Origin of the sequence: Eubacterium sp. An3 (genome assembly GCF_002159465.1) — a bacterium.
In the GTDB taxonomy this organism is placed as follows: domain Bacteria; phylum Bacillota; class Clostridia; order Lachnospirales; family Lachnospiraceae; genus Anaerobutyricum; species Anaerobutyricum stercoris.
This window is the reverse complement of the sequence record NZ_NFIR01000010.1, coordinates 1-15140: the sequence shown is the minus strand read 5'-3', so window position 1 is coordinate 15140 and position 15140 is coordinate 1. Positions and strand designations below refer to the sequence as shown.

At 51.9% G+C, this 15140-nt stretch carries 14 protein-coding genes; all 14 read left to right on the top strand.

The features are described from left to right. Positions 1-18 precede the first annotated feature (18 nt). The 14 genes from B5F87_RS09855 to B5F87_RS09790 all read left to right on the top strand — a co-directional run bounded on the left by B5F87_RS09855 (position 19) and on the right by B5F87_RS09790 (position 14887). The gene (locus tag B5F87_RS09855; protein WP_343215755.1) at positions 19-906 is read left to right on the top strand and encodes a YicC/YloC family endoribonuclease; all 888 of its coding nucleotides are present in this window, start codon (positions 19-21) and stop codon (positions 904-906) included. Between the two features lie 11 nt (positions 907-917). Then, positions 918-1193: a DUF370 domain-containing protein gene (locus B5F87_RS09850; protein ID WP_087280519.1), complete on the top strand. Its 276-nt coding sequence runs from the start codon at positions 918-920 to the stop codon at positions 1191-1193. Continuing rightward, entirely contained in the window at positions 1183-1815 is a 633-nt protein-coding gene (gene gmk / locus B5F87_RS09845; RefSeq protein WP_343215754.1) for a guanylate kinase, read from the top strand. Before B5F87_RS09850 ends, gmk begins: the two co-directional genes overlap by 11 nt. 21 nt (positions 1816-1836) lie before the next feature. Further along, complete coding sequence (gene rpoZ / locus B5F87_RS09840; RefSeq protein ID WP_087280513.1) at positions 1837-2244, top strand: DNA-directed RNA polymerase subunit omega; 408 nt, start codon at positions 1837-1839, stop codon at positions 2242-2244. Next, positions 2210-4327, top strand: a complete 2118-nt coding sequence (locus B5F87_RS09835) for a UDP-N-acetylmuramoyl-L-alanyl-D-glutamate--2,6-diaminopimelate ligase (protein WP_158097013.1) — start codon at positions 2210-2212, stop codon at positions 4325-4327. The genes rpoZ and B5F87_RS09835 overlap by 35 nt, the downstream gene beginning before the upstream one ends. Next, complete coding sequence (priA, locus tag B5F87_RS09830) at positions 4314-6584, top strand: primosomal protein N' (protein ID WP_242964380.1); 2271 nt, start codon at positions 4314-4316, stop codon at positions 6582-6584. The genes B5F87_RS09835 and priA overlap by 14 nt, the downstream gene beginning before the upstream one ends. 82 nt (positions 6585-6666) lie before the next feature. After that, the gene (gene def / locus B5F87_RS09825; RefSeq protein ID WP_087280508.1) at positions 6667-7152 is read left to right on the top strand and encodes a peptide deformylase; all 486 of its coding nucleotides are present in this window, start codon (positions 6667-6669) and stop codon (positions 7150-7152) included. Then, positions 7149-8093: a methionyl-tRNA formyltransferase gene (gene fmt, locus B5F87_RS09820; protein WP_087280505.1), complete on the top strand. Its 945-nt coding sequence runs from the start codon at positions 7149-7151 to the stop codon at positions 8091-8093. Before def ends, fmt begins: the two co-directional genes overlap by 4 nt. Beyond that, a complete protein-coding gene (gene rsmB, locus B5F87_RS09815) occupies positions 8077-9426 on the top strand; it encodes a 16S rRNA (cytosine(967)-C(5))-methyltransferase RsmB (protein WP_087280502.1) in 1350 nt (449 codons plus the stop codon). The genes fmt and rsmB overlap by 17 nt, the downstream gene beginning before the upstream one ends. 14 nt (positions 9427-9440) lie before the next feature. Continuing rightward, entirely contained in the window at positions 9441-10490 is a 1050-nt protein-coding gene (gene rlmN / locus B5F87_RS09810; RefSeq protein WP_087280500.1) for a 23S rRNA (adenine(2503)-C(2))-methyltransferase RlmN, read from the top strand. Further along, the gene (locus B5F87_RS09805) at positions 10487-11218 is read left to right on the top strand and encodes a Stp1/IreP family PP2C-type Ser/Thr phosphatase (RefSeq protein ID WP_087280498.1); all 732 of its coding nucleotides are present in this window, start codon (positions 10487-10489) and stop codon (positions 11216-11218) included. Before rlmN ends, B5F87_RS09805 begins: the two co-directional genes overlap by 4 nt. Positions 11219-11223: 5 nt before the next feature. Continuing rightward, a complete protein-coding gene (gene pknB, locus B5F87_RS09800) occupies positions 11224-13320 on the top strand; it encodes a Stk1 family PASTA domain-containing Ser/Thr kinase (RefSeq protein ID WP_087280495.1) in 2097 nt (698 codons plus the stop codon). A gap of 21 nt (positions 13321-13341) precedes the next feature. Continuing rightward, positions 13342-14220: a ribosome small subunit-dependent GTPase A gene (rsgA, locus tag B5F87_RS09795; RefSeq protein ID WP_087280491.1), complete on the top strand. Its 879-nt coding sequence runs from the start codon at positions 13342-13344 to the stop codon at positions 14218-14220. Positions 14221-14224: 4 nt separating this feature from the next. Continuing rightward, positions 14225-14887: a thiamine diphosphokinase gene (locus tag B5F87_RS09790; protein ID WP_158097012.1), complete on the top strand. Its 663-nt coding sequence runs from the start codon at positions 14225-14227 to the stop codon at positions 14885-14887. Positions 14888-15140 lie beyond the last annotated feature (253 nt).

The window sequence follows — 15140 nt, the reverse complement described above, 5'->3', positions numbered from 1 at the left end:
AAGACATTTGGAGATGAGGTGGAGAGATTGATAAAAAGCATGACCGGATTTGGCCGCAGTGAGATTGTGACCGAACAATGCAAAATTACTGTGGAGATAAAAGCGGTCAACCACAGATACTGCGACCTGAATATTAAGATGCCGAAGAAGTTAAACAGCCTGGAAAACGCGGTGCGCGGCACCATAAAGAAGGCAGTGAACCGGGGAAAGCTGGACGTTTATATCGGCTATGAAGATTTGTCGGAACATGCGGCATGTGTGCAGTTGAATAAAGAACTTGGCATGGAGTATTACCGTGCCCTTTCGGAGCTTTCTGAGTCACTGGGCGTTGAGAAAGACACCAGTGCGTACCGGATTGCAAGGATGCCGGAGGTTCTGATGCTCTCGGAGGCGCAGCTGAATCCTGAGGAGGTGGAGGAGACGCTTCTTCTGGCTGTGGAACAGGCCCTGCAGCAGTTTATGGAGAGCAGGCAGCGGGAAGGAGAGCAGTTAAAAGAAGATATTCTTCAGAAGCTTGCCGGGATGACCGGCAACATCGGCGGAATCGAGGAACGGTATCCGCAGATGGTGGGCGACTATCGTAAGAAGCTGGAAGACAAGGTCAGAGAGCTGCTGGCCGATACTAATGTGGACGAGAGCCGTATCGCCACTGAAGTGGTCATTTATGCGGATAAGATCTGTGTGGATGAAGAGACGGTCCGTCTGAGAAGTCATATACAGAATATGGAGGAAGAGCTGCTCCGCGGCGGCAATGTGGGAAGAAAGCTCGACTTTATCGCCCAGGAGATGAACCGGGAGGCCAACACCATTTTGTCAAAGGCCAACGACATCACAGTTTCCAACATGGCCATCGATCTGAAGACAGAGATTGAGAAGATCAGAGAACAGGTGCAGAACATAGAATAAACGGAGAAAATATGGCGCAGTTGATTAACATCGGATTTGGAAATATGGTAAACGGAGATAAGATTATTTCCATGGTGAGTACGGACGCGGCTCCCATCAAGCGGATGATCCAGAACGCCCGGGACGAGGGTCTGGCGGTGGACGCCACCTGCGGGAGGAGGACACGGACGGCGCTTATCATGGAGAGCGGACATCTGGTGCTGTCGGCGCTCACCACAGAGACCATAGCCATCCGGTGCAGGAGCGGTTTTAAAAACGAAGAGAAAGAGGAAGAAAATGATGGATAACAGAGGAACGCTGGTTGTGATTTCCGGCTTTTCCGGAGCGGGCAAGGGAACTGTTTCCCGCGCGCTGGTGGAAAAATACGGATATCGTTTATCCATCTCGGCCACCACAAGGCAGCCGAGAGAGGGAGAGCAGGACGGGAAAGATTATTTTTTCAAGACAGAAAATGAATTCCTGAGTCTTGTGGATTACAATGGATATATCGAGTATGCCCAGTATGTGGGACATTATTACGGAACGCCGAGAAAGTTTGTGGAGGACAGTCTGGACGAAGGTCAGGTGGTCATCCTGGAGATTGAAGTGCAGGGAGCCATGAAGATCAAGGAGCAGTATCCGGATGCGATTCTGCTGTTTATCACGGCGCCTTCCATCGAGATCCTGAAAAACAGACTGGTGGGACGCGGCACCGAGGCGCCGGAAGTCATTGAAAAGCGGATGCGCCGGGCTGTCGAGGAGGCCGAAAGCATTCCGGTTTACGACTACATTGTCAATAACGAAGAAGGTAAGCTGGAAGAATGTATGGCGCAGATTCATTCCATCATAGAGAGCGAAGCCTGCCGCGTGAGCCGCAGAAAGAACTTTATCGCAAGCCTTAAAGAAGGACTGAAAGAGTATCAGGGATAATTGCAGAAAGGAGATTATTATATGTTACATCCATCTTATACAGAACTTATGGAGAAGATCAACAGTGAAGAATTCCGCGGGGAGGAACCGGGTATCAACAGCCGTTACTCCATCGTTATCGCCACATCCAAGCGCGCGAGGGAGATCATCGGCGGAGCAAAGCCGCTGGTTGACGGCGTGGAGGGAGACAAACCGTTATCCATCGCGGTGAAAGAGCTTTACAACGGCAAGATCAAGATTCTTCAGGATGACGAAGAAGTGGATTTTGACGATTCATTTGATGATGATAATGTATTGGATGACATCGATGCGCTGGAGGCTGCCGGACAGACAGAGGCTGCCCGTCAGGCAGACACAGAGGAAGCCGATGCCATTGACTTTGAGGGAGAGCCGGATGAGGCAGGTTTCAGCAGTGAGACAGAAGAATAATTTATGGGGCAGACACCGGAGACTGGGTGTCTGCCTTTTGCTTACAGGATTTCTTGTCCTTTTGATGATGATTCTCATATTTTCGTTTTCCGCGCAGGACGCCACTCGGTCTTCGGGATTAAGCGGAGGAATCTGCGGGCAGATTGTCCGGGCGGTGCAGAAACTGTTTGGTCTGGATCTGAGCCGGGCAGAGATAGAGCAGTGGAGCCAGTGGCTGGAGGCGCCGGTGCGCAAACTGGCGCATTTTACAGAATACGCCGTCTTTTCTTTTGTGACCTGCATCCACGGGCTGATGCTGCGGCTGGCCTTCGGCCGCCAGGGCATGCCGTGTCAGAGCGCGGACAGCAGTGAAGCTCCGCATCGAAAGTTTGGCGCGGGTTTTGCCACACTGCTTTTTAAGACGATTCCCTTTTGTATTCTGTATGCGGTGACCGACGAGATTCATCAGTATTTTGTGCCGGGCAGGAGCTGCCGCCTTTTTGACGTGGGCGTGGACTCCCTGGGAATCCTCTTCGGGGCGGCGCTGTTTTTATTGACGGTACAGACACAAAAGGTTAAAATATGGATAAAATGGATAAAAGCGCCGGAAGCCATTGCCGGCGTCTCAGAAAGGATGAACACCATGAAATGTATTCAGTTATTAGAAGGACTTTCCTATAAATGCCTGCAGGGTGATGTCAATACGGAGGTTTCCGCGGTAGTCAACGATTCGAGAAAGCTGGCGGAAGGCTGCATGTTTATCTGTATCAAAGGCGCATCCTTTGACGGTCATACATTTGCAGAAGAAGCGGCGAAGAAGGGAGCGGCCGTGCTTCTGGTGGAGGACCCGGTAGATGTTCCGGAGACTGTGACCGTGATCCAGGTGGAGAGCACCCGCTACGCCATGGCGCTTGTATCCGCCGCATGGTTCGGACATCCGGCGAAGGAACTGACCACCATCGCCGTGACAGGCACCAAGGGAAAGACCACCACCACCTATATGATTCAGGCGCTTCTGGAGAAGGCCGGACACAAGACCGGCGTCATCGGAACCATCGAGGTGGTCATCGGTGATAAACATATCGCTGTCAATAATACGACGCCGGAATCCTACGATATCCACCGGTATTTCCGGGAGATGGTGGACGCCGGCTGCGACGCGGTGGTCATGGAGGCCTCCTCCCAGGGATTTAAGCTGGACCGTACAGCCGGTATCGAGTTTGACTACGGGTTATTTACCAATCTGTCTCCGGATCATATCGGGCCAAATGAGCACAAAGATTTTGCGGAATACCTTTCCTGCAAGGCGATGCTCTTTACCCAGTGCAAAAAAGGATTTGCCAATCTGGATGATGAACATTTTGAGGAGATTACCGCTAAGGCGGTGTGTCCGGTACAGACCTTTGGTCTGGCGGAGGGCGCCGATCTTCGAGCGCAGAATATTACCCTCACCAGAGACACCGACTTCCTCGGCGTGGACTTTGACGTGAGCGGCCTTTTAAATGGAAGAGTTTCCTGCGGCGTGCCGGGAACCTTTAACGTACACAATGCCCTGGGCGCCATCTGCGTGGCTCTGGAAATGGGTGCGGATCTTTCCATGATCAATGAAGTTTTAAAAACATTTACCGTGAAGGGACGGGTACAGATCATCCCGACCGGCTATGACTACACGCTCATTGTGGATTACGCGCACAATGCAGTGGCTCTGGAAAGTATCTTAAAGACTCTTCGGGAGTATCATCCGGCAAGGCTCATCAGCCTCTTTGGCTGCGGCGGCAACCGCTCGAAGCTGCGCCGCTTTGAGATGGGCGAGGTATCCGGACGGCTGGCGGATCTGACGATTATCACCTCAGATAATCCGAGGTTCGAGGAGCCGCAGGCAATCATAGACGACATCCTCACCGGCATCAAAAAGACCGACGGAGAGTACATTTCCATCATTGACCGCCGGGAGGCCATCTCTTATGTGATGCACCATGCGCAGCCGGGAGATATTGTGATTCTCGCCGGAAAGGGTCACGAGACGTATCAGGAGATCAAGGGCCAGAAGTATCACATGAGCGAAGAAGAGATCGTTCAGGATGTTCTTGATGGAAAATATTAAAGGAAATGAAATGGGAGAAGAAATCTTTGCGGATATTATCATAGATATTTCTCATGAGGCACTCGATAAAGTATTTCAATACAGGGTGCCTCTTTCCCTGCGCGACGCGGTGACGCCGGGAGTCCGGGTCTGCGTGCCGTTTGGCGCGGGAAACCGGGAGAAAGAGGGCTATGTCATCGCCCTTAAGAAAGAGCCGGACTATGACGTAAATAAGATCAAGGAGATCACCCGGGTGGCGGAGGGAAGCCTCACGGTGGAGTCCCAGCTGATCCAGGTGGCCGCATTCTTAAAGAGGCGGTATGGGTCTTCCATGATTCAGGCGTTAAAGACCGTGATGCCGGTCAAGAGCCGCGTCCGGCACCGTCAGGAAACAAACATTTATCTGGCAATCACAAAAGAAGAGGCGGAGACGCTGCTGGCAGAGTGGGAGAGAAAACACCGCACGGCGCGGGCGCGTTTTCTGGGCAGACTCCTTGTGACGGGACAAATGTCCAAAGATGAGGCGGTAAAAGAATGCCGTTTTCCGTTAAAGGAACTGAGGAAGCTTGCCGAAGACGGCGTCATCCGCATGGAGACGAAGGTGACGTACCGGGCCCCGTTTCCGCAGTTTGAGAAAAAAGAGACCTTTGTGCAGTTAAATGAGGAGCAGCAGGCGGCGGCGGAAAGATTCCGCCGGGATTTTCAGGAGGGCGTTTATCCCACCTATCTGCTGTTCGGAGTCACCGGAAGCGGCAAGACGGAAGTATACCTCCATATGATCGGGACGGTGCTTGCGCAGGGAAAGCAGGCTATCGTTCTCATACCGGAGATTTCCCTGACTTATCAGACGGTGCGACGGTTCTATGAGCGTTTCGGCGGACGGATCGCGGTGCTTCATTCCCGCATGTCGGCGGGGGAGCGGTCCGACGCCTGCGAGAGAATCGCAGCGGGGGAGGCGGATGTGATCATCGGCGCCCGCTCCGCTCTTTTTGCCCCGGCGAAGCGGCTGGGGATGATCATCATAGACGAGGAGCATGACGGCGCTTACAAGAGCGACAGCACGCCCAAGTATCATGCCAGAGAGACCGCCGTTTACCGGGCGCAGCTGGCTGGCGCCAGCGTGGTGCTGGGATCGGCCACCCCTTCGGTGGAGAGCTTTTACCGGGCGCAGCAGGGAGAGTACGTTTTGCTGACTCTTAAAAACCGGGCCGGAAATGCGGCGCTACCCGCTGTGGAGACGGTGGACTTAAGAGAAGAGTTCCGGCAGGGCAACCGATCGGTATTCAGTGAATCCCTGAAAGAGAAGATGCGGGAGCGGCTGGCAAGGGGAGAACAGATGATGCTGTTTTTAAACCGCCGGGGCTTTGCGGGCTTTGTGTCCTGCCGAAGCTGCGGCACAGTGATGAAATGTCCCCACTGCGACGTGTCCATGACCTATCACAGAAGCGGACGGCTGAGCTGCCATTATTGCGGATATGAGACTGCATTTTCCAGGCAGTGTCCTGTGTGCGGACAGCCCCATGTGGCGGCCTTCGGTCTTGGAACAGAGAAGGTGGAAGCGGCTCTTTATCAGGAGTTTCCGGGTATCCGGGTGCTGCGGATGGACATGGATACCACCCGGCGCAAAAACGCTCACCAGGAGATTTTACAGACCTTTGCCCGGGGAGATGCCGACGTGCTGCTGGGAACCCAGATGATCGTCAAAGGACACGACTACGCCAACGTGACGCTGGTGGGAATTCTGGCGGCGGATCTTTCCCTGTTCGGACAGGACTTCCGGAGCGGAGAGCGGACCTTTCAGCTGCTGTGTCAGGCGGCAGGCCGTGCCGGACGGGGCGACAAACCGGGGGAGGTCGTCATCCAGACCTACTCGCCGGATCATTACGCCATCACCGCTTCCGTCCATCACTCCTATGAGGAGTTCTACGGGCAGGAGATCGTCTACCGGAATCTTATGGCGTATCCGCCCTGCGCCCATCTGCTGGTGATTCTGGTGCAGTGCGGCGATGAATCTTCCGCCCACCTGGCGGCGGTGCGGATTCAGAAAATGATCGAAAAAAGCCAGGAAGGCGAGGCGGAGCCGGTGCAGCTTCTGAATCCCGGCCACGCGGCCATTGCGAAGCTGCGGGACCTGTACCGTCAGGTGATCTACATCAAGCACAGGGACGCGGACCGGCTGGAGGAGCTCAAAAGCCGCCTGGAGCCGGTACTGGAGAAGCACCCGCTTTTTGCAGGCGTGCAGATCCAGTTTGACTTTGATCCCGTGGGAATTTACTGAGCCTTTACGGAAGTGTCCGGGTATGGTATGATGAAGCTTGATAATACATATAGATGATAAAATATAGATGAAGGAGAACAAAATGGCTATTCGCAAAATTCGCTATATTGGCGATGAGATTTTAAAGAAAAAATGTAAACCGGTGAAAAATATGACTCCGTCCATCGAGACATTGATCGAGGACATGTTCGACACCATGTATGAGGCCAACGGCGTTGGTCTGGCGGCTCCGCAGGTGGGAATCCTGCGCCGTGTCTGCGTGGTGGATGTAAGAGATGAGGAGCCGATCGTGCTGATCAATCCGGAGATTCTTGAGACCTCCGGAGAGCAGACTGATGACGAGGGATGCCTGAGCGTGCCGGGCAAGGTGGCGGAGGTCACAAGACCGAATTACGTGAAGGTATCTTCTCTTGACATGGATATGAATCCGGTGATTTATGAAGGAGAAGGGCTCCGGGCGAGAGCCATCCTTCATGAGATGGACCATCTGGACGGTATTCTTTACGGCGAGCGGGCCAGCGAACCTTACAGAGATTTGGAAGAAGAGGAAGAGTGGGAAGAAGAATGAGAGTAATATTTATGGGAACGCCGGAGTTTTCCGTCCCGACTCTGGAAGCGTTGATCGCTCATCATGACGTGATCGGCGTGGTGACACAGCCGGACAAGCGAAAAGGACGTGGAAAGGCTATGGCCTGCCCTCCGGTGAAGGAAACAGCGCTGAAACACAATATTTCTGTGTATCAGCCTGTAAAAGTGCGTGAGGAAGCGTTTGTGGAGACGCTTAAAGAACTGGAGCCTGACGTGATTGTCGTGGTGGCGTTCGGACAGATTCTGCCGGAAAGCATCCTGAATATTCCGAAGTATGGCTGTATCAATGTGCATGCCTCTCTGCTTCCGAAATACCGGGGAGCCGCCCCGATACAGTGGGCGGTCATCAACGGAGAGAAAGAAACAGGTATTACAACCATGTATATGGCAAAGGGATTGGATACAGGAGATATGATTGACAAGATTGTCATTCCGGTCGAGCCGAAGGAGACGGGCGAGACACTCCATGACAAACTGTCTGCCGCAGGCGGAAAGCTTATTCTTGAGACCCTGGCGAAGCTGGAAGCCGGCACGGCGGTGCGGATTCCGCAGAACGATGCCGAGAGCAGCTATGCAGGTATGCTCACCAAAGAGCTGGGAGAGATTGACTGGACAAAAAGCGCGGCGGCTATTGAGAGGCTCATACGCGGGCTGAACTCCTGGCCGAGCGCCTATACTCATATGAATGGCAAGACATTAAAGATCTGGGATGCCGATGTGGAAGCTGACCCGGCAAATGGGCAGACGGCCGTACCGGGTACTGTCACCGATGTGAAAAAGGATTGTTTCTATGTACAGACCGGCGACGGACAGCTGAAGGTCAACGAGGTACAGCTCCAGGGTAAGAAGCGGATGCCGGTGCAGGCATTCCTTCTGGGGTATCCGGTGAAAAAGGGAATGGTTTATGGCGGACAGAATTAACATGCGGGAGGAAGCGCTGAACGTCCTCATGAATATGGAAAAGACAGGAAGACTGTCTCATCTGGTCATGGGCGAAGCGCTCATGCGGCTTCAGTTTGCGCCGAAGAATGAGCGGGCGTTTTTTACTATGCTCTGCGAAGGAGTAACAGAACAGAGAATTTACCTTGATTATGTTCTGGACGCTTTCTCCAAAACCAAAATGAAGAAATGCAAACCGCTGATCCGGAATCTGCTGCGTCTGTCGGCGTATCAGATTCTGTTTATGAATGTGAGAGACGCCGCCGCCTGCAGCGAGGCGGTGAATCTTGCGAAAAAAAGGGGCTTTCGCAGTCTGTCCGGTTTTGTCAACGGAGTGCTGCGAACGCTGATTCGGGAAAAAGAGCATTTGCAGCTGCCGGACAGAGACAGCCAGCTGCCTGAATATTTGTCGATCCGTTACTCCATGCCGCAGTGGCTGGTACATTTGCTGGCAGATCAGTATGGAGAAGAAAAGACAGAAGCTATGCTGTCCTCTTTTCTCACGGCAAAGCCGACCACCATCCGTGCCTGTCAGGACAGAATTACGCCGGATGCGCTTAAAAAATCGCTGGCAGAAAGCGGAGTGATCGTGCATAATGGTCGTTATCTTCCGTATGCTCTGCAGATTTCCGGGTATAATTATCTGAATAAAATCCCGGCATTCCGAGAGGGTCTTTTCGTGGTACAGGATGAGAGCTCCATGTTTCCGGTGGAAGTTTCCGGAATCAAAGAAGGAGACAGAGTGCTTGATCTCTGTGCGGCGCCGGGAGGAAAGACATTTCACGCGGCTGCGCGCGCAGGAGTCAAAGGACAGGTAATCGCAAGAGATCTGACAGAATATAAGACAGAAATACTACAGGAAAATAATGACAGATTGAAATATTCCCAGATTATAATCGAGCAGTGGGACGCCACAGAGTACGATGCATCTCTGGAGAAGACCATGGATGTGGTGCTGGCGGATCTTCCTTGCAGCGGGCTGGGAATCATGGGACGTAAAAATGATATCAAATATCATCTGACTGCAGATCAGCTTGATGAGCTTGTGAAACTGCAGAGAAAGATTCTCGCCACAGCATGGAGGTATGTGAAACCGGGCGGAACTCTCATATTTTCCACCTGCACGCTGAACCAACAGGAAAACGTGGAAAATGTGCGGTGGATTGAGGAAAATACGCCCCTTCAGCCGGTGTCCGTTGAGGAATGTCTGCCAAAAGATCTCCGGGGACGGACTGGAAAAGAAGGATACCTGCAGCTGCTGCCGGGCATCGACGGCTGCGATGGATTTTTTGTGGCAAAGTTCACGAGGAAATAAATTGGAGGAAGAGAATGGAGAGTTGGACAGATATCCGCTCAATGAATATGGAGGAACTCACTGCCGCCGTGGAAGCGGCGGGGGAGAAGAAGTTCCGGGCAAAACAGATTTACGGCTGGCTTCACCAGAAACTGATCCGTTCCGGGGACGAGATGAAGAACGTTCCAGCAGCGTGCAGGGAGAAGATTCTCCGGGAGCATCCGCTGTACGGTGTGACGGAGGTGGAACGGTACGTATCCAAAATTGACGGAACTTCCAAGTTTCTTTTTGAGCTTTATGACGGCAATATTATAGAAAGCGTTCTGATGAAATATAAGCACGGCAATTCTGTGTGTATTTCTTCACAGGCCGGCTGCCGGATGGGCTGCCGATTCTGCGCGTCCACGCTGCTGGGGCTTTCCAGAAATCTGTATCCGTCGGAGATGCTTGACCAGATTTACGCCATACAGAGGGCGACGGGAGAGCGGGTTTCCCATATTGTAGTAATGGGAACCGGGGAGCCTTTTGATAATTTTGAGGCATTGTGCCGGATGATCGAGATGCTCACAGATGAGCAGGGACTGCATATCAGCCGCAGAAATATTACGGTGTCTACCTGCGGTCTGGTACCGAAAATATATGAATTTGCCGACAGATATCCACAGGTGACTCTGGCCATTTCTCTTCACGCGCCAAATGACGTCATGCGCCGGGAGCTGATGCCGGTGGCAAACCGGTACGCCATGAAGGAGCTCATGGAAGCTGCCGCTTATTATGTGGAAAAGACCGGCCGGCGGATTACATTCGAATACAGTCTGGTCAAAGACGTCAATGACCAGAAGGAACACGCCGAGATGCTTTCGGCTCTTGTGAAAGGCTTAAACTGCCATATTAATCTGATTCCGGTGAACCCTGTCAAGGAGAGAGAGTACAGACAGTCGGAGCAGAATCATATTCAGGCGTTTCAGCATATATTAGAAAAACATCATATTCAGGTGACAGTCCGCAGAGAGATGGGAAGAGATATCTCTGCTGCCTGCGGACAACTCAGAAAAGGATATAAAGAAAGGAGTGGGAATGGATGAAGTCCTTTGGAATCACGGATATAGGAAAGAAAAGAAAAGTAAATCAGGATTATCTTTTCTTTTCCGATGAGCCGGTGGGCTGTTTTCCAAATCTTTATATCGTTGCGGATGGAATGGGAGGACATAAGGCCGGAGATAAGGCGTCGTCTTATTCCGTGACAAGATTTGTGGAATTGGCAAAAAAGACGGAGAAGGAGCTTCCGTTTCTGTCCATGGAGAAAATATTGCAGCAGGTCAACGCCGAAGTCTTTGAGATGTCCCGGCGGGAAGAAGAGTACGCCGGAATGGGAACCACATTTGTGGCGGCCACAGTGGTGGATCATGTTGTTTACGTCATGAATGTGGGGGATAGCCGTCTGTACTATTATGACGGTACGCTCCGGCAGGTGACTATGGATCATTCTCTGGTGGAGGAACTGGTGCGCGCGGGAGAGCTTGACCGGGCGGAGAGCAGGAATCATCCACAGAAAAATATCATCACCAAAGCAGTAGGCGTATCGGATACGGTTTCGCCGGATTTCTTCATGCTGGATATTGCGGACGGCCAGAAAATTCTGCTGTGTTCGGACGGACTTTCCAACATGGTGGACGATGATAAGCTGGAAGAGATCATGGCAGAGCAGGGAGAGATGAACGAGCTGGCCCGGGAATGTGTCGATGAAGCATTGTTTTACGGCGGACTTGACAACATAGCGGTCGTTATCGCCCAGTGTGGAAACGGGAGGTGACGTTTTTGGTTCAGACAGGAATGATTTTAGGAGGAAGATATGAGATCCTTGAACATATCGGCTCCGGTGGGATGGCTGATGTGTATAAGGCAAGATGCCGCAAAACAAACCGCTATGTCGCTGTCAAAGTACTCCGGAAAGAATACAGCGAGGATGAGACTCTGGTTCGGAGATTCAACTCTGAAGCCCGCTCCACGGCGGATCTGCATCATCCCAATGTAGTGAGCATCCTGGACGAGGGCAATGATCAGGGGATTCACTACATTGTCATGGAGCTGGCCGAAGGAATGACGCTGAAGCGTTATATCCGCCGGTATGGGAGACTTTCTGTCCGGGAAACCGTGGATTTTGCCATACAGATTGCCAGCGGCATTCAGGCTGCCCACGAACATAATATTGTACACAGGGATATCAAGCCGCAGAATATCATCGTTTCCGACAGCGGCAAGATTAAAGTGACAGACTTCGGCATTGCCAAAGCGGCCACTGGCGATACCATTGCCTCCAGCACTATGGGTTCTGTGCGGTATCTGTCGCCGGAACAGGCGAGAGGCGGTTATTCCGACGCAAGAAGCGATATTTACTCTCTTGGTATCACCATGTATGAGATGGCTACAGGAAAGGTTCCTTTTGATGGAGAGAATACAGTGGCCATTGCGCTGATGCATCTGGAGGGGGAGATTGTTCCTCCGAGAAACTATTTTCCGGATATACCGGTCAGCCTGGAAAATATCATTTTAAAATGTACGAAAAAGAAGCCGGAAGCAAGATACCAGACTGCGGCGGAGCTCATTGCGGATCTGCAGCAGGTGTTTACTTCACCGGACGGCAATTACGTATATATGAGCCCGCAGGTGGATGACAGTCCGACGAAGGCACGCTCAGAAGAAGAGATTGCACAGATCAAGAAAACGCTGATGGGAGACCATGCGCCGGAAAGCGATGGAAATCCGGGAGAAGTGACCGGACAATCCACAGAGAAGGATGACGAAGATTATGACGATGACGCTTCGGTACATCCGAAGCTGGAAAAAATGATCATGGTCATCACGATAGTATTTGGCGTTTTTCTGGCATGTCTTGTCTTTTATTTTATAGGAACGTCCACGAACCTTCTGCGTTTTTCCGGCGGCAGTACGGCGGAAAGCACCACGGAGGCGATGGAAGATACCGAAGATACCGCCGATGAGACTACCACAGAAGGAACCACGGAAGCAAAAAAATACGTCACATTGCCAAGCTTTATCGGAATGACGCGGACCCGGGCGGAAAGCCAGGCGGAGGAATTAAATCTGACCGCAAAATTCGAATACGAGGACGGTGTGGATGAAGAGAGCGATTCACTCATTGTTGTGGCGCAGGGAACCGATGAAGGCCGGGACGTTCTGGAAGGCTCCACCATCACCCTGACGCTTGGAACCGATGAAGAAGAGAACACTCAGGTGGAAGTGCCGCCTCTGGTCAATTACGAGGAAGAAGAGGCAATCAGCGAGCTGGAATCTCTGGGGCTGAAAGCGGAAGTTGTCTATGCCAACAGTGATACCGTGGAGGAAGGATATGTGATCCGCCAGACGCCAAAAGGAGGCAGTATGGTGGATGAGGGATTCACTGTGACGATCACAGTCAGCCGCGGCGTTTCCCAGGTGGAGGTGCCGGACTTATACGGCGTCAGTCAGGCAGCTGCAGAGCGTGAACTGAATCGTCTGGGACTTGTCCTTGGCACGGTATCCAGTGATTACAGCGGTTCTGTCGGCGTCGGTGACGTCTTTGAACAGAGCATCGAATCGGGTACCATGGTAGATAAAGGAACGGAGGTTTCCATCACGGTCAGCCTTGGCGAACAGGAGAGCTATCATTACGCGGGAATTGTTCAGGTGTATGACTCACCTTTTGAGGAGGGAGAGACCGGAGATATTGAGCTGGTGCTGGAACAGGGTAATTCAACCCAGACCATCTATTCGGAAGAGGACGCCGATTCCGATTCCTTCCCGGTGGATGTGAGCTTTGAGAGCGACAGCGGCCGTGACGCTACGGTAATCTTTTATGTGAACGGACAGGAATACAACAGTTATCCGGTAACCTGGGAACGGGTGGCCGATTAGAGAAAGGAAAGGACGGAAAATATGACGGGGAGAATCATGAAGGGAATCGGCGGTTTTTATTATGTGGAAGTGGAAGGCGCCGGACTTTATGAATGCAGGGCAAAAGGAATCTTCCGGAATAAGAAAATGAAACCGAATGTGGGAGATATCGTAGATATTGATGTGATTTCCGAGGAAGAGAAAACAGGAAATCTCACAGTGATCCACAAGCGGAAGAACCAGCTTATCCGGCCTATGGTCGCCAATGTAGATCAGGCTCTCGTCATTTTTGCCGTTCATGAGCCGGAACCAAATTTCCAGCTTTTGAATCGTTTTCTCATCATGATGGAGAAACAGCAGATTCCCGTGATCATCTGCTTTAATAAAATGGATCTGGCGTCGGAGGAGGAGAAGGAACAACTGCAGCAGGATTATGAAAACAGCGGCTGCCGCGTTCTCTTTTCCTCTGCCAGAGAGGGCGAGGGAATCCCGGAGATCAGAGAACTGCTGCGGGGAAAGACCACGGTGATGGCAGGCCCGTCCGGCGTCGGTAAATCTTCCACATTGAATACGATCAGTCCAAAGACCCAGATGGAGACCGGCGCTGTCAGCGAGAAGATCAAGAGGGGAAGACACACAACCCGTCATTCTGAGCTCATTTATTTGGGAGAGGAAACTTTTCTCATGGATACGCCGGGCTTCAGTTCCCTCTATCTGGAGGATATCGACAAGGAAGAGCTCCGTTTTTATTTTCCGGAGTTTGCCGATTATGAGAATCAATGTCGTTTTAACGGCTGTTCCCACATCCACGAGCCGGGCTGCGCCGTAAAGCAGGCCCTCGAGGAAGGGGCTATCAGCCGGATGCGTTATGATGATTATTGTTATTTGTATGAGGAACTGGCAAATGCAAAGAAATGGTGAAAAAATGAAAGAAAAAAACTGCATATTAATTCTCACCGGCGGCAGGATCGACACAGATTTTGCCGCCGCTTATCTGAGGGACAAAAAATTTGACCGCATTATAGCGGCGGACTCCGGTCTTGCCTCATGCCGTCGGCTTCATCTGACGCCCACTGACATTCTGGGAGACTTTGACAGTCTGCGGGATGAGGGGCTGCTGGCATATTATAGAGAACAAGGGGTTCCTGTGCGGGAATTTCCGGCAAGAAAAGATTTTACGGACACGGAGCTGGCGGTGGAATACGCCATAGATTTGTCACCGGAGAAGGTCACTCTGCTGGGCGCCACAGGAACCCGGTATGACCACGCTCTGGCCAATATCGGAATGCTTGAAAAGTTGACAACATTGGGTATCTCCGGAAAAATTGTGGATAAAAACAACGAAATCGAGATGCTTTGTGGAAAAAATGAGAAAATGTACAGGAAAATACCGGAAAGGAAATTCTTCTCTCTGGTTGCCTGGGGTGGAGATGTAACGGGCATCGATCTGATAGGTTTTTCTTATCCACTGAACGATGCGACCCTTCGTCCGTCCCAGAGCCTTGGCATCAGCAATGAACTGGCAGACGAAACCGGAATCCTCCGCATGAAGACCGGGAAACTGCTGGTGATCCGGTCGGCGGATTAAAATGGGGATTTGTCGAGGTGGAACTGCGGGTTTTGATAGAATCTGAGGATGCAGGAGCAAACGAGATTTGCGACGCCGTATACACTATAGAAAAACGCAGGCGGAAAACTCTTCTCCTCCACCTCGGCAGGCTGATTATGGGAACATAAACGATACTATCCCCATGACGCCTGCGCTCACAGTCGTCGCCGACCTTTCCCGCTGTGTTTTTCTATTGAGATATGATGCCGCAAATCTCTGTCTTATTGCATCA